At 57.5% G+C, this 14,529-nt stretch carries 14 protein-coding genes; 7 read left to right on the top strand and 7 right to left on the bottom strand.

Features of this window, described 5'->3' with window-relative positions; all coding sequences use genetic code 11:
* Positions 1 to 192, bottom strand: a 192-nt coding sequence (locus ASD73_RS19675) for a sugar phosphate nucleotidyltransferase (protein ID WP_156377462.1), incomplete at its 3' end; no start/stop codon positions are given.
* A 236-nt stretch (positions 193 to 428) separates the two neighbouring features.
* Here ASD73_RS19675 and ASD73_RS22510 point away from each other — a divergent pair.
* The 3 genes from ASD73_RS22510 to ASD73_RS19665 all read left to right on the top strand — a co-directional run bounded on the left by ASD73_RS22510 (position 429) and on the right by ASD73_RS19665 (position 3,938).
* On the top strand, positions 429 to 677 hold the full coding sequence (locus tag ASD73_RS22510; protein ID WP_056375126.1) for an XrtV sorting system accessory protein: 249 nt from the start codon (positions 429 to 431) through the stop codon (positions 675 to 677).
* Between the two features lie 434 nt (positions 678 to 1,111).
* On the top strand, positions 1,112 to 2,488 hold the full coding sequence (locus tag ASD73_RS19670) for an exopolysaccharide biosynthesis polyprenyl glycosylphosphotransferase (RefSeq protein ID WP_056375124.1): 1,377 nt from the start codon (positions 1,112 to 1,114) through the stop codon (positions 2,486 to 2,488).
* 109 nt (positions 2,489 to 2,597) lie between these two features.
* Positions 2,598 to 3,938, top strand: coding sequence for an O-antigen ligase family protein (locus ASD73_RS19665; protein WP_235534613.1), 1,341 nt, complete (start codon positions 2,598 to 2,600; stop codon positions 3,936 to 3,938).
* On the opposite strand, the gene ASD73_RS19660 is transcribed toward ASD73_RS19665, so the two are convergent.
* Positions 3,889 to 4,923 (bottom strand): acyltransferase family protein, encoded by a 1,035-nt coding sequence (locus tag ASD73_RS19660; protein ID WP_162256179.1) that lies wholly within the window; start codon positions 4,921 to 4,923, stop codon positions 3,889 to 3,891. The genes ASD73_RS19665 and ASD73_RS19660 overlap by 50 nt on opposite strands.
* A gap of 208 nt (positions 4,924 to 5,131) precedes the next feature.
* Between ASD73_RS19660 and ASD73_RS19655 the strand changes: the two genes are divergently transcribed.
* From ASD73_RS19655 to ASD73_RS19640, 4 genes are read left to right on the top strand one after another with little or no spacing between them, the layout of a single operon-like run.
* Complete coding sequence (locus tag ASD73_RS19655; RefSeq protein ID WP_056376137.1) at positions 5,132 to 6,565, top strand: oligosaccharide flippase family protein; 1,434 nt, start codon at positions 5,132 to 5,134, stop codon at positions 6,563 to 6,565.
* Positions 6,558 to 7,526 (top strand): glycosyltransferase, encoded by a 969-nt coding sequence (locus tag ASD73_RS22505; protein WP_082521699.1) that lies wholly within the window; start codon positions 6,558 to 6,560, stop codon positions 7,524 to 7,526. The genes ASD73_RS19655 and ASD73_RS22505 overlap by 8 nt, the downstream gene beginning before the upstream one ends.
* Positions 7,523 to 8,707, top strand: coding sequence for a glycosyltransferase (locus tag ASD73_RS19645; protein WP_056375114.1), 1,185 nt, complete (start codon positions 7,523 to 7,525; stop codon positions 8,705 to 8,707). The genes ASD73_RS22505 and ASD73_RS19645 overlap by 4 nt, the downstream gene beginning before the upstream one ends.
* Positions 8,704 to 9,354 (top strand): hypothetical protein, encoded by a 651-nt coding sequence (locus ASD73_RS19640; protein WP_056376133.1) that lies wholly within the window; start codon positions 8,704 to 8,706, stop codon positions 9,352 to 9,354. Before ASD73_RS19645 ends, ASD73_RS19640 begins: the two co-directional genes overlap by 4 nt.
* Before the next feature lie 63 nt (positions 9,355 to 9,417).
* On the opposite strand, the gene ASD73_RS19635 is transcribed toward ASD73_RS19640, so the two are convergent.
* From ASD73_RS19635 to ASD73_RS19615, 5 genes are all read right to left on the bottom strand, one after another.
* Positions 9,418 to 10,143: a hypothetical protein gene (locus ASD73_RS19635; protein WP_056375109.1), complete on the bottom strand. Its 726-nt coding sequence runs from the start codon at positions 10,141 to 10,143 to the stop codon at positions 9,418 to 9,420.
* Positions 10,144 to 10,345: 202 nt separating this feature from the next.
* Complete coding sequence (locus ASD73_RS19630; RefSeq protein WP_156377460.1) at positions 10,346 to 11,146, bottom strand: CpsD/CapB family tyrosine-protein kinase; 801 nt, start codon at positions 11,144 to 11,146, stop codon at positions 10,346 to 10,348.
* Positions 11,147 to 11,173: 27 nt separating this feature from the next.
* Entirely contained in the window at positions 11,174 to 12,610 is a 1,437-nt protein-coding gene (locus tag ASD73_RS19625; RefSeq protein WP_156377459.1) for a GumC family protein, read from the bottom strand.
* A gap of 11 nt (positions 12,611 to 12,621) precedes the next feature.
* Positions 12,622 to 13,830 carry a hypothetical protein gene (locus ASD73_RS19620; protein WP_056375104.1) on the bottom strand — a complete coding sequence of 403 codons (1,209 nt, stop codon included), beginning with the start codon at positions 13,828 to 13,830 and terminating at the stop codon, positions 12,622 to 12,624.
* A 19-nt stretch (positions 13,831 to 13,849) separates the two neighbouring features.
* Positions 13,850 to 14,455 (bottom strand): polysaccharide biosynthesis/export family protein, encoded by a 606-nt coding sequence (locus ASD73_RS19615; protein WP_056375102.1) that lies wholly within the window; start codon positions 14,453 to 14,455, stop codon positions 13,850 to 13,852.
* Positions 14,456 to 14,529: the final 74 nt, after the last annotated feature.

Here is a 14,529-nt window from a genome sequence, read left to right as displayed (position 1 = left end):
GATCGCGCTTTTACCGCGCCCGGTGACGAAGATCATCTGTTCGATCCCCGCCTCGCGTGCCTCGTCGACCGCATATTGGATCAGCGGCCGGTCGACGACGGGCAGCATTTCCTTTGGAATCGCCTTGGTCGCGGGCAGGAAGCGGGTGCCGAGGCCGGCGACGGGGAAGACGGCTTTGCGGATTGGTTTCATGCTCGTCGTGCTATCAGAAAATCTTTAAGACAGTCTCAACTTGGCACGGTTCGAGATGCGCCGCATATTGCAATAAGGCAAGCGTCCCGCGAAATCAGTGCTTGAGACATGGGCTGGTTCCGGTTCGGGTCAGGATAAATCACGCCTATCCGCCGTGTCACCGCCCTGCTACGTTATTTATCTGTATCCGACATGCGCATTTCGCGCCTCATCGGTCGGCAGGGAGGGGAGCGGACGTGGAAACATTTTGGGATTGGATTACCGTTTTTACATTTGCCGGGCTTGCCACCCTACTTCTGCAACGATCGGCCGAAGAAGAACCGCGCGATCATCTCTGGCAATACGCACCGCCGGCGGTCGGCTGCGCATTGGCGAACTATGTTGGCAATGAGGGCTACCATGCGCCAGCCGCGGTGATTTTTGTCGCAGTCGTAATATATATCTTCAAGGTTCTGAACGTCCCGATTCCATTCCTTAAGCCGTAGGTTTTGTGATGGGGTGACGAGGTTTTGGCGACGAGCCCTTCAAAAGAAATGTTCATCGGTCCAATCTAAAGGGAGTGGATGGCGCGCGTACGACAAACTTGGAGGCATCGGCTTACGGCGTCACGCCTCGACAAGTTTTTCCTTAACTACCCAGTTGGACGATTATGTTACGGAACTATTGGGGATGTTAAGGGTCTGACCTCGGGCAGCTAGGCGCATGTGTCGTTCGAGTTGAACTTTTACATCTATGAGGTCCGATCGAGGGCTCCAGGGCGCGCGTACGGGGGGGCAGGACGATTACACCCTGATTTAAAGGGTGGAAGGTCGGAGGCGAGAAGTCGGGAGACGCGATATTGCCGGAACCGGCGTTTGGTGGGGCTTAGGGCAGGTATCCAATGGAACATTTGCGGACAAGATCGTCGGAAGGATCATGGTTGCCGGTTCGCGTTGTCGATCCCGCCGCTAACGCGCCCGGTCTGTTTTCGTCAGCGCGCGATAAGCGAACTTTCCTGTACGGCCTGTCGCTTCTTCTCGACATCCTGTCCTTGATTGGAGGGTATCTGTGTGCGCTCGAATTGCGTGACGAGCGTTGGCTCGCCGCCGGAGGGCAATCTATCGTCTTTATCGCGCTGCCTATCTTCATCATGTTCGAGATTGCTCGCGAGGCCCAGGATGTTGAAACTCTCGGCAATCGTCTGCTGGCAATTCGACGATCATTGGGAGCGCTTGGCGCGACCGCCTTTGTCATAATCGGCATGGGATTTCTCTTCAAATCTCAAGAAATATCGCGTCTTGGCCTCGCAGTCACTTTTGGTGCGGGAGCGATCTTCATCATTATCTCGAAGGTCATACTGGATGCCGTTGTAAAGCGCCTCCTAGGCGACGCCGTTTTGGCCACGATCCTGATACTCGACGGTCTCGAGGCGCGCCCGCAGCCGCATGCTGCGGTGGTGGATGTCGCGTCGCAAGGTCTGTGGCCCGACCTCGACCGTCCAGACATGATCGACGCGCTATCACGGTTGATCGCGCCATTTGATCGAGTGATCATCGCGTGTCGCTATGATCATCGCCCGGCGTGGGCGACGTTTCTAAAGGGGCACGATGTGGGTGGTGAGATCCTGCTGGATCGCAATCTCCTTCATGGTGCCGTTGCGATCGGCGAATATGATGACAAGGATACGATCGTTCTCTCACGCGGTCCTTTGAATCTTGTAAACCGCATCCAGAAGCGCTCGCTTGACTTGCTCGTTGCGCTGATTGCGCTGGTCCTTCTTATGCCGCTCCTGATCGCCGTGGCTATTGCAATACGACTGGAAGGACCCGGCCCCGTTTTCTTCCGGCAACTACGGGTAGGGCAGGGCAACCGCCAGTTCCGAATATTCAAGTTTCGTTCAATGCATCTCGAAAGTAGCGATTCTGCGGGAAGTCGCTCGACCAGCCGAGATGATGACCGCATTACCCGGGTTGGCCGAATTATCCGTCGGACGAGCGTCGACGAACTTCCTCAACTCATCAACGTGCTCCGCGGCGACATGAGCATGGTCGGCCCGCGTCCGCATGCCTTGGGTTCCACCGCAGGTGATGAACTTTTTTGGCACGCATCGCGGCAATATTGGCTTAGGCATGCGCTTAAGCCCGGCATAACCGGCTTGGCCCAAATTCGGGGTTATCGGGGAGCCACCGAGCGCGTCGAGGATATTGATCGGCGGGTCCGTTGCGATCTCGAGTATCTTTCAAACTGGTCGCTTTGGAATGATATTATGATTCTGCTAAAAACCGTTCGCGTCGTCATGCATAAGAATGCTTACTGATCGCATTTGGTTGGGTGCAGAGCCAGATGCTCATCCAACTCAGATTGGCAGTGGCCGATTACTCCCCTAGGCATGCGCCATGCGAATAATCGGCCTCTTGCTAATTCTCTTGTCGATCCCGGTGTTCATCGCCTGGCTTCGGCGATCCCCGCGGCAACGGAAATGGGCCTACCTTGGCGTCGGGATTCTACCGTTCGTCATCAGCGCGCTGAACCTCGATGCTGCATTCGTGACTTGGCCAGCTTGGCCCGGGTACGCAAAGGGGATTGTCGTATCGCTTCTGGACACGCTGGCGATCGCCATATTGGTGACGAGTCGCGCTCCCCTTAAAAAGCTTCCATTTCTTCTAATCTTCCTTGCATATCTTTTCGCTGTCGCGCTCTCGATAGCCGCCTCGAGTCTTCCGATGAGCTCGTTTTTTTACCTTTTCCAAGTGGGGCGAGTACTCCTGATATTTGTGGCTGTGGCATCGTTTGCCGGAGATCCGCACGCGATCCGGTGGCTCAGCTTTGGGCTCGCCTTGGGAGCTATATTCCAGGCCGTCGCGACAATCGATCAGCGCCTTTCAGGTGTCGTGCAGGCATCGGGAACGATGGGGCACCAGAATCTGCTCGGCCTCATGTTGCATTTCGTAACCTTGCCGCTCCTCGCGCTGCTCCTCGCAGGTGAACGCAACAAGCTGATCATGCTCGGTGTTCTGGCTGCACTTGTGGCGGTTGCTCTGGGGGCCTCACGCGGCACGGTCGGTTTTGTGGCGATCGGTATCGTGCTTTTGTTGACGTTTTCGCTCTTGCGCCGCTCAACGGCGCATAAGTGGAAAATTGTGGGTCTTGCGGTTGTGGCATTTGCCATCGTCGCTCCGATCGCGATGATAAGTTTTCAGGAGCGCTTTACGATTAGGCCGGTCAACGAAGGCTCTGACGAAGAGCGGCTGGCATTCGAGCGCGCCGCAAAATCGATGTGGAGCGACCACCCGATGGGCGTGGGCGCAAACCAATATGTGTTAGTCGCGAACTCCCAAGGCTATTCGGCTCGGGCAGGGGTCATTTGGAACTGGGCCAGCCGCTCAGCGAATGTGCACAACATGTATCTTCTCGCCGCCGCGGAAACGGGTTGGCCGGGATTTCTGACGTTTATTGCGCTGCTTCTTATTCCCACCGTTCAGGGACTGGTGTTCGCCTTTCGCAACCGCCGTGACCCGCGAGGGGAAGTTGTGCTAGGCGCAAGTGTTACCTTCCTGATACTGGGACTGCACGGCCTCTATGAATGGGTGTTCGTCGTTTATCATGCACAATATGTCTTTGCGATCGCGCTGGGAATCGTCGCGGGATGTATGCGGCAATTGAAAATCGAGCAGCGCATGCGTGCAAAAGCTGCGGGAGCGCAGCGGCCGACACCAGTCAAAAGCGGCGGCGACGCTCATCTCGGCGCGGCCCGAACAAGCCATTGAGCCAGCGCGTCATTGGGCGTTCGATCCAGGCATGCATTCCCTCGGCCACTAGAAGCGAGAGCCCCGCAATAGCCACTGCCGCGAGTGCCGGTTCCACCATTTTGATCGCCGGCGCATATGTGGCTAACGTGATGGTCAGGGTAATGACGACCAGATGGATCAGGTACAAAACATAACTGCTATTTCCGAAGTGGCTGAACTTCCGCAGCTCCTTTTTGAAACCAAGAGAATTCTCCCAGATCACCGCACCAGCCACGAGCAGAGTGCTAGGAATCCCCCACATGGCAACAGAAGGAAAGCGATCATATCCGGCCGCAACCCCTGCTCCGAATAACAGGAGCGCGAGGAGCAAGACAGCTGAGCCGCCTCGTTGTGGAAGACGTCCTGTGGTGAGCAGCCATCCAATCGCCGCGCCAGCGATGAATTCGAGGAGCAGGCTATTGGTAACCAGGCGACCTAACGCTCCGTCGATTGGAAAGAAGAAGCCGGTTGCAATTGAGAGCATGAAAACAGCCCCCAGAATGACCAGCCCTCGCGTTGCGCCGAGCTTCATCGCAACGCCGAAACACAGATAGAAGAACATCTCGAATGACAGCGTCCACGCGGGCCCGATAATGGCAGACGCATGTTCGGGATAAAGCGCAAGCGCGCCCCAAATTTCAGACCCGCCGAGCCGGTAGGGGCTGCCAATGAAATTGTGAACGACGAGATAGAGAGCGACGCAAACCCAATACATCGGATATATTCTCAATATCCTTCTACGCAAAAAATCCCGCGCGACGAAGTTCTGATCGACGCGCGTCGTATAAACCATGATGAAGCCACTGATGACGAAGAATATGTGGACGCCGACAGCCCCGAACGCAAAAAAATAGGTCTCGGCAGCAAAGGCGGGGCTGGCGAAGCGCGTCGAGATTGCCAGCTGACCATGATATAAAACGACAAGTAGGGCGGCAATTGCCCGAAGCAACTGAATGGAGTACATCGTCCCGTTTTTGGCTATAGTCCCATCCCGCGTACCCGACGAATTGCTTTGCCCGTTGCCAACCATGGTTCCCCCTCTGCGTTCACCCATATCAGCATTTTTACGAATGTCAGTTGCGCTGAAGGGGCCGCCTGCTATCCCGTGCGCTTGAGGGCTGGGCGAGAAATCTTGCGTCAGTTGGATCTCATCGAGAAAGCGTCGTAGCCCCGTGCAGGAACGCCAGATAGGAACTTCCGATCCGGTTGCCCTCGCTGCTGGTGCGCCGTCGAGGATTCGGACTTTTTTCCAGCGCAGGCTTGCGCTTATCGGATCGGCCGGATGGGTGGCTGGGGCCCATATCGCCCAGCAAGTCCTGCGGCTGGCCTCGAACGTAATTCTTGCCTGGCTCCTGGCGCCGGCCCTTTTGGGGACGATGCTCCTGATCAACACCCTCCGCACGGGCGGCGAGCTGCTGACCGACGTCGGCGTAGGACAGAGTATTGTCAACAACCGGCGAGGCAGCGAGCCCGACTTCTACAACACGGCCTGGACGATCCAGATCGTCCGCGGACTGATTCTTTTCGCGCTGGCGATGCTGTTGACGGTTCCCATTGCTCGAGCTTACGATAATCCGGAATTGCTGGTTCTTCTGCCAGTCGTCGCGCCGATATTTATTCTGACAGGGCTTACATCACCCGCGCGGTTTCTCCTTCAGAAGCAGCTTCAGGTGCGGAAACTTGCGCTTTTTGACCTCTCTACCTCCTTATTCGCAATCGCTGTCCAGATTGGCCTTGCGCTATACACGCCTACGATCTGGGCTCTCGTCTTCGGATTGTTGATCGGAACTGCTGCGCCCGCCGTTGCGAGTTTTTTCTTGATCGACTGGCGCACCCACCGGCTCCGGTGGGAAAAGGAGGCGGTGAAGGCGATTCTCCATTTCGGGAAATGGATATTCCTTGCCTCTCTTATTTACTTTCTGGCGATGAATTTCGATCGGCTGTACTTTGCCGACGCGATTTCCTTCGCTTCGCTTGGTATTTACGGGATCGCCAGAACATTTGCCGATACCATAATGGGGTTGTTTCAACGCATGGGCAGCCTCTTGATTTTCCCCAAAGTGGCCGCCTCCAATCAGCGGGGTGCTGACCTCCAGCGAGCGATCAGGCCAATGCGATTGGCGACGCTGCTTCTCGTCGCGGTGGGACTTGCAATGGGCACGGCTATCGCGGACCAGTTTATCTATATTTTTTATGATGCGCGATATCATGAAGCGGGCTTGTTTCTGACGATATTGCTTGTGGGAAGCTGGTTCGGTATTCTCGCCACAATGGCCGACGCAATGATGATGGGAGTAGGGAAGCCTTCGGGCGTGGCGTTCAGCAATGGCGCCAAACTCGCGATCATAGCGGTGGCGCTCCCGTTGGTATTGCCGCGGTACGGCATGAATGCGGCGCTGACGATTTTTGTCCTCGCTGAAGCGATCAGATACGCCGTTCTTGCGTGGCGCAAGCGCGGTGTCGGACTCAGTTTTCTCCGGCAGGATGCCGTACTGACTATTCTGTTTTTCATCCTGATATTTGTATTTCGCGAGGCGAGCATGCTTGCCGGGCTGACGGGCGGTGTCGACGCTTGGCTTACGCAGGCCGGCTTGTCCCATGGATGAGAGCGCAAAGCTTGGCCTGGTTGCAATCGGACGCAATGAGGGCGAACGGCTCCAGCATTGCCTCCGGTCGGTCCCTCGATCCGTGCCAATTGTTTACGTAGATAGCGCGTCAACCGACGGAAGCGCGGACTTCGCCCGCTCGATGGGAGCGCATGTTGTCGAGCTTGACCTGACGATGCCATTCACCGCCGCGCGCGCGCGCAATTCCGGCCTCGAAGCACTTCTGCTCAGCCGCCCCGATATCGAATATGTTCAGTTTGTCGATGGCGACTGTGAACTCGAGTCTGGCTGGTTGGCTACCGCGGAGGCATGTCTGAGCTCCGAGCCAACGGCAGCGGCGGTATGCGGGCGGCGGCGCGAGCGTTACCCGGAACGCAGCATCTATAATGAGATGTGCGATAGCGAATGGAATACGCCTGTGGGAGAGGCCGCGGCTTGCGGCGGCGACGCAATGTTCAGGGTCGAAGCGTTGAAGCAGGTGCAAGGCTATGACCCTGCAGTCATTGCCGGCGAAGAGCCTGAACTTTGTTTTCGGCTTCGCGGAGCCGGCTGGACGGTGTGGCGGATAGATAGTCCTATGACCATCCATGACGCCGATATGCATTCCGCGCGTCAGTGGTGGATGCGCGCTGTCAGAAGCGGATTTGGTTATGCGCAGGTATGGCAAAAGACGAGCGGGGCCAAGAGGCAGGCTCTATATGGGCGGCAAGTGGCTAGTGCCATAGGCTGGACCGTAGGCGTTGCACTGCTGGGGCTCACGTTATCCATCGCGTTCGGCCCGCCTGCCGCCGCTATCGCGCCTCTGCTTTGGGCGATTCAGTTAGCAAGGCTATCATGGCGTGGTGGACGAATATGGGGTTGGCATATGCTCATTGGCAAATTTGCCGAAACGATCGGTATCCTGCGTTTCGCTGCAGCCCGCATCGGAGGCAAAAAGCAGGGCGCGATTTTCTATAAATGAGCAACATCGCTTATTTGGTCAGTGACATCCACGCACCGTCGCACACCTTTGTACGGCGCGAGATTGCGGCACTTCGGGCGTTGGGTGTCGAAATTACGCCCTACACGATACGCCGTGAAGCATCGGCGGGTGACGCCGTGGAGAATCTTCTCGGGCGCTCGTTCATCACCTATATCGCAGCATTAAGCTGGGCATTCTTTACCCGCCCGCGTCGGTTCGCGGCAGCCTGGCTGTTCGCCCTGCGGCATCGGGTCCCAGGGGCCAAAGCGCTAATTTGGTCGCAGTTCCATTTCGTTGAGGCAATGCTGCTCGCTCGCTTGCTCCGCCGCGCCGGCGCAAGCCGGTTACACAATCATTTCGCCAACAGCGGCGCCACCGTTGGACTGATCGCCGCCCGCTATTCGCAGCTCCCCTGGAGCCTGACCCTTCACGGCATCTCCGAGACAGACTATCCGGCCGGTTTGCTTCTTGCTGAGAAGCTCGAACAGGCGTCTTTCGTCGCGTGCGCCAGTTATTTCATGCGAGCCCAGGCGATGCGTATCGTTGCTCCTTCGCATTGGGGCAAGATGGCTGTCGTAAGATGCGGGATCGACCTTTCGGTGCTGCCGAAGGCCCACCCGCACACTGAGCGTGCGCCCCCGAAGATAATATGCGTCGGGCGCCTATCACCCGAGAAGGGCCATTTTGGCTTGCTGGATGCACTTGCGAGCATCGCGTCGGAAGGGGCCGAATTCGAGTTGATCATCGTCGGCGACGGCCCGACGGGGCCGAGCATCAAGCTCCGGGCTTCACAGCTCGGCCTTGTCGAGCGGATCCGATTTGCGGGAGCTCTTCCCGAAGCCGAAACTCTCGCCGAGATATCCGCGTCGGACCTGCTCGTCCTGCCCAGTTTGATGGAGGGGCTGCCGGTCGTGCTTATCGAAGCCATGGCGCTGCACCGCCCCGTAGTGGCCAGCCAAGTGGCCGGGATACCCGAGTTGATAGACGACAGCGGGGCAGGTTTATTGTTCACACCGTCTGACTGGGAGGATCTCGCCCGAAAGCTCAGTGCCCTTTTCGCCGTGAGAAGCGAATGGCCGCTGATGGGGGATGCGGGCCGCATCAAGGTCGAGAACGAGTTTCGCATCGAACTTTCCGCAGCGCAGATGGCTCGTCTTTTCTCGGGGGAAATCCTTACGTGACGATATTTCAGCATTTCGATCGTATTCGGATCATAAATCTTCCGTACCGTACGGATCGTCGCCGGGCCATGGAGCGGGAACTGGCGAAGGTCGGGCTGGCGGGTGATCCGCGCGTGAGCTTCTTCGACGCCATTAGACCCGAAAGCGCGGGAAGTTTCACGTCGATCGGTGCCCGCGGAGTCTATGCCAGCCAGAAAATTCTGCTGGGCGAGGCCGCTGCGGCAGGGGAATCTTTGCTCATATTGGAAGATGACTGCATCTTCTCGCCGGGAGCCGAGAACCGGACCTTCTCCGGCGACTGGGATATATTCTACGGTGGTTATCACGCCTCCATTCCAAGCGACCTGCCGCGGAGCGACATACAGGGTGCGCATATGATGGGGTTCTCGCGGCAAGCAGCGAGTTTGGTATTCGATTATCTCGAGCAGCTGCAATATGAGGGCATTCATCCGCCGATCGACGGTGCCTATGTCTGGTTTCGGCGAGCCAATCCCGAGGTGCGCACTTTATTCGCGGAGCCGCCGCTCGCCGGGCAGCGGCCGTCGCGCAGTGACATTGCATCGCTCGCCTGGTTTGACCGCCTGCCGCTTCTGCGCAGTGCCGCCACCTTTGCGCGCAGCCTGCGGCGCGGGGCCAGTCGCAAATAACCGGCGTTCAGGTATATCTCTTACGAAGTTAATCCCTTGACTCTTGGCTAGTTCCTTCGCCGGTTATCGAGCATAGCTGCTATCGTCCGTATCGACCTCAAACCGCAAGCACATCTCATCAATGAAGGTCCCCGGCGCTGGCGGCGCATCGCGCAGACCTTGCAAGCGCGAGTGCCACATATGAACCGCGAGCGTTTTTTCTGTCAGCATCGCTTTGACCACCTCGGCCGGTTCGTAAAGACACAAGGCATCCTTGTATCGAACCGGATAAAACACATCGGGAGAGCGGGCGTCGGCCATTAGTTTATTTTGTTTGATCGCGTAGGTCAGGAGACCGGCGCTAAATGTTCCCCAAGGATAGTCCTCAAGCTCGATCGGGCCTTCGCGCCAGCGGCGCCAAAGAAATTTCAGTCGATTCCTCGGCCCATACCAGGGCGGGACCATATTAGGGCGAGGTATGGATTGCAGGTCGCTGACCAGGGCCGAATCTGCGGGCGCGTAAATGACCGCATTGTTGATCCACCCTTCATATTCGAGACCAAAAACGTAGCTCGCGTCATGCTCGAGAGGCTGCAAAAAGATGAAATCCATATCGACCCAGCAGCCAAGGCCCTTCGCGAGGAGCTCGATGCGCCACAGATTTGCGCCCAGGGCGACCGACCCGCTATCGCGATAGCGCAGTAATCGTTCCTGCGGCATGACCTCGGATGCGTCGCGGACCGTGGTTCCAGGAGGAACGCCCGTAAGCGACTTAGGATCGTAGCTCCAGAGCGTGAATTCGTGCCCCATCGCTTTTGCGGACGCGAGGCACAGCCGCTCAAGATAATTTAGCCGCGGCCCGACCCAAAGAGAGTGGAGAGGAAGAAGAGACATCGAAATCCTTAAGCCACATTATTCTGAAAGGGTTGACGGGCCATAGTTCGCTCGAATTGTTCCGCACAGATGTCCGACCATCTGCGATGGTGAGGATGCGCGCCGCAGGATGCCGCTATCAGGCGGCGGGATCCTTTAGATTGTAATATTTTCCATAATCGGGGCCCCCGTAGCCGTAGCCGTAACTGTCGCCCAAGCCGCCGCTGTACCGGTTGAGTATGGTCCCCAGACACGGCGTCGGGGACAGCATGCTCAATACATCCGTGACGTGCCTTCGCGTCGTCTTGCCTGCATCGACGACGAGAATAAACCCATCGAGGTGCGACAGGCTGATCATGGCATCGTCACTTGCGAAGGCGGGCGGGAGATCAAACAGGATTGTCGATGCTTCGCAGCGGCCGCGCAGAACTTCGATCATCTGTGTGAAGCGGTCGCTTGCCAGCAGCTCCGCAGTATTGCTCGTCCGTCGAACGGCCGGAAACAGGCCGAGGTTCGTGCCTTCGATCCGGTGGCCGATCTCGGTCAGATCGGTAATGTCGCCTTCGAGGAAACTCTCGATACCGCGCTCTGGTACGAGCCCGATCTCCTCCGCAAGAGACGCTCTGCGAATATCAAGGTCCACAAGAAACACCGGCTCTTCAATGACCCGAGCGAGAGAGCTGGCCAAGTTCATCGACAGAAAGGATTTGCCAGCCGCCGGGGTTGCCGACGTGATGCCGACCAACCGATGACCATCTTCCTTGAGTTTTTTTGCGAAGCTTGTGCGCAGCAAATTGAACGGGCGCGCGCGCGCGTCGCGACTGTCGAATCCGACGATACGGTGTTTCTTGATCTCCGAGATTGCCGGCGTAAAGCTCGCCAGATCTGCCAGCTTCAAGATGACCAAATCGCCAGGGGAGGGCGGATTGGCGTCAACCATGGATCAACCTTAGACAATAAGGGCACATCAACGCGTGCCTCGGAAGGGGAGAAAACGTTTCCAGCCGGTGGGTCGGGCGCGAACGGGCTCGATCATCGGAATGATGCCAAGCGGAGGCGATCCGAGGATGGCTTTCAACGCAGACGGATCGCGAATAGGACGAAGAATGAGCTCGACAGCCAGAGCCAGGAGAAATCCGAGTCCGATGCCGCCACCGATTCCGATGGCCCCTAGAAGCAGCCTGTTGGGCCAGCTCGGCTGATCAGGGATCACGGGCGGTTCGACCACCGACAAACGCTCCGACATCTGCTCATCTTCCGCCCGCACGCCCGCCCGTGCGCTCATCAGCTGATTTTGAACTTGCTCATATTGTGCATTCACCGCCGTGAGGCGCTGTTGCAACTCGCCAAGCTGCTGCTGCACGAGGGGCGCGCGTGCACGCGCAGCGAGCTGGGAGTTGACCTGCGCCGTCTCGCCGGCCTTGGCGCTTCGCAAAGCCGCGATCTGGGAATTGTTAAAAGCGATTTGCTCGTCCAGTGTGTTAACGGGTATTTTTTTGCTGTTATCTTTGGCCAGACGCTTTGCTTCAGCGAGCGCCTGCTTTGCCATGACAACGTCCGGATGGGTTTCGGCGTAGACCGAACGCGCTCCAGCCAGCCGTTGTTCTGCAGCAGACACGATCGGATCGCGTTCGTCGCTGGTCTGCGCCAGACTGCGCTGCTGTATGAGCAACTGATTGTCCCGCTGGAGCGCCGCGATCTGCACATCATAGCTTCCGCCGCTCCCTCCCATGATCATTCCGCCCCCGGACAGGACGCTGCCATTGCGGGCGTTGATTTCGCTGATTTGTGACTGCAACGCCGAAATTTGAGTCTCGAGGTCGGCCGACTGGTCGGTCAGAAATTGCACGGTATTGGTGGCCTGCTCGGCATTGCCACGCGCATCGAGCTGCAAAACGCGGTCCATGAGTTCCTGCGTGACGGCCTGCGTTTGTGCAGGCTGCGAATACTCAAACGCGAGTTCAAACGCGATCGTCCGGTTTTCGGCCCCGCCCGCGGCCGGCGCCGAAGCTTCCGATGGTGTAAGCGTGATGGACGACCGCATGTCGGAAATCACTTCGGATAATGGGGTGCTCTTCCGCTCACTCGCGTAAAGTCCGTGCCGTTCGATCAGCTGAATGAGGTCTGGACGTGCCGTGATCTGCTGGCGGATTGCTGCGATCCGCCGATCGATGAGGTTTGCCGTATCTGTCCCCAGGACTTCCTTGGGCAGTTGAGGTGACTCGACCAGCATGATCGCGTTTGACCGATATACGGGTGGAACGAGTAAAATCGCAGCGAGGGCACCAACAATGCCAATGATCGTTGGTATGATAATGAACCAACGCCGCTGCCATAAGATCACCGGCAATTGCTGAATAAAATTTCCGCCAGCCGGCTCGTCATCGAGCGGCGCGTCAAACATCGAATCCTCCACTAGCGCTGCTTTCCAAAAATGACGGTCAATCCGATCATCAGCGCAAAGTTTGCGTCGCGTTTCTGGAGATCGTCGTAAATCTTCGAGTAGCTGGGCGTAACCGTCAAGGCGACGCGGTCACTCAGCTCATGTGTGTAGGTAGCGAGCGCGCCTATCAGGTCGGTCACCCTTGAGAGAGGAAGCCCGCGGCCATCCTGGTTCGTCCGGCCATACCGCGCGGAAAGGGCGATACGATTAGTCGCAGAGAGCTGTGTGTCGTAGCTCAAGGACGCTGTTGTGACCGTTGATACCCCGCCAAGGGCCGTCGGTTGCGCGCTGCGGCCTGCCGAAAAGCAAATATTCTGATTAGGTCCGCGATCACAAACGCCGATGCTACCTGCAAATGATATGGATTTGCTGTGGAAGCCTGCCCCGATGTCAGTGTCGACATAGGAAATACCTGCATCGGCCATAAAACTAAGGCGATCACTCAATTGCTGTCTGACGCCGATGCGCGGCGAGACGATCACGCTGTCTCCCGTGCGCCTGCCAAGATAGTCGACGACGCCGAACTGCGACCCCAGGGTAACCGACGTGCGCTCTGACAATTTGCGCTCGTAGCCCAGCTGGGCAGAGGCATTTCGATAATCGAAGCCGATACCGCCGCCAATATAGGTTCCGCTCAGTGCTATGCTCGCATTGGCAGAGCTAAGTTCATCCAGAGCTCGAGATATTCCGAGGCTTGTGCTTACATGGGTGACGCGGGCGCGTGTGCCTGCGATCGTAGTGTCAAGAAGAGGAATCTCGGGTGGTTGGAGAGGGCCAGAGCCGGGCGTTGCAATATTGTCAAAATTCAGTCCGTCCTGAATCGCCGACCGCGACGTCTGAACGGACGAAGAGATGCTAACGCTTGTCAACTCGTCGAGCATGCGTCGCGTCGAAGCCTCCAAGCGCGCGGCGAGATCGCTTCCGTATCGATTGCTATATTGCGAGACACGGAGATTTCCCCCGAGTCTGGTCTCGCCCACTTCGTCCGCATAGATAATGGATGGAGACACACTGAGGGTCACCGAACCGGCAGTTTCCGCGTCGCTATAGAGGTAAGGGTTGGTGGAAACACCACCGCCAATCGAAACTTCAAGCGTCGCCTCGGGCTCAGACTGAGCAAGAGCAATATGTGCTTGGCAGGCCAAAATCCCCGCAATCAAGGAAGAAGCAAGCTTCTTCATCGGACGATTCCCCCATTCATCAGCGCACGATGACCGTGTCGCCGGTTTCAATGCGCAGAATATTGGCGCGCGCCACGTCTTTCTCGTCAACGCCGGCCTTGAATAACGGGGCGAGGCGAACATTCAATGTAGTCAGCTGCTCGTTCGACTTGCGAATGATCAACACATTGTCGAGGTTTGCGAACTCCGCCGGCCCCCCTGCCATGCTCAAGGCTTCGAGAACATTAATATAACGTCCCGGCGAGAATGTTCCCGGCGATTTCACCCGCCCCATGACCGAAAATTGCATTCCAGCGGCAGCGACGACCGAAACCGTGACCTGCGGCACCGCTCCAACATATTGAGCGCTCAACCCGTTGGTGATCAGCCCTTCCACTTCGGAAGGCAGAAAGCCTTGGACCTTAATCTGGCCAACCAGCGGGAAGGCCATCGTCCCGTCGGGAAGAACCTTTACCTTGCGCTGTAGTCGCTCTTCGCCCCAGACGTAAATCTCCAGCTCGTCCCCCGCGTTGATACGGTATGTGGAGGCCGTAGAGGTCGCCGTGGCGCCGCCCGTCGCAGCGAGATTTGGTCGAGGCGGAGCCGCCTCGAGCGTTTGCGCATGGACGACCGACAGCACGGCCATCGCTGCGGCTATCCCGCTGGAAAGCAAAATTCTTATCATTCGGGAATTACCTCAGTGAGCGGTCGACAGTTAAA

Origin of the sequence: Sphingopyxis sp. Root154, assembly GCF_001427105.1 — a bacterium.
Taxonomy (GTDB): Bacteria; Pseudomonadota; Alphaproteobacteria; order Sphingomonadales; family Sphingomonadaceae; genus Sphingopyxis.
This window is presented reverse-complemented; position numbering and strand designations above follow the sequence as displayed.

What these genes read in the sequence shown, in the direction of transcription:
- ASD73_RS19620 (WP_056375104.1), bottom strand. Translation starts at nt 13,830, where the DNA reads ATGAAGAAGCTTGCTTCTTCCTTGATTGCGGGGATTTTGGCCTGCCAA.
- ASD73_RS19615 (WP_056375102.1), bottom strand. Translation starts at nt 14,455, where the DNA reads ATGGCCGTGCTGTCGGTCGTCCATGCGCAAACGCTCGAGGCGGCTCCG.
- ASD73_RS19660 (WP_162256179.1), bottom strand. Translation starts at nt 4,923, where the DNA reads ATGTACTCCATTCAGTTGCTTCGGGCAATTGCCGCCCTACTTGTCGTT.
- ASD73_RS19635 (WP_056375109.1), bottom strand. Translation starts at nt 10,143, where the DNA reads ATGGGGCACGAATTCACGCTCTGGAGCTACGATCCTAAGTCGCTTACG.
- ASD73_RS19645 (WP_056375114.1), top strand. Translation starts at nt 7,523, where the DNA reads ATGAGCAACATCGCTTATTTGGTCAGTGACATCCACGCACCGTCGCAC.
- ASD73_RS19630 (WP_156377460.1), bottom strand. Translation starts at nt 11,146, where the DNA reads ATGGTTGACGCCAATCCGCCCTCCCCTGGCGATTTGGTCATCTTGAAG.
- ASD73_RS19625 (WP_156377459.1), bottom strand. Translation starts at nt 12,610, where the DNA reads ATGTTTGACGCGCCGCTCGATGACGAGCCGGCTGGCGGAAATTTTATT.
- ASD73_RS22505 (WP_082521699.1), top strand. Translation starts at nt 6,558, where the DNA reads ATGGATGAGAGCGCAAAGCTTGGCCTGGTTGCAATCGGACGCAATGAG.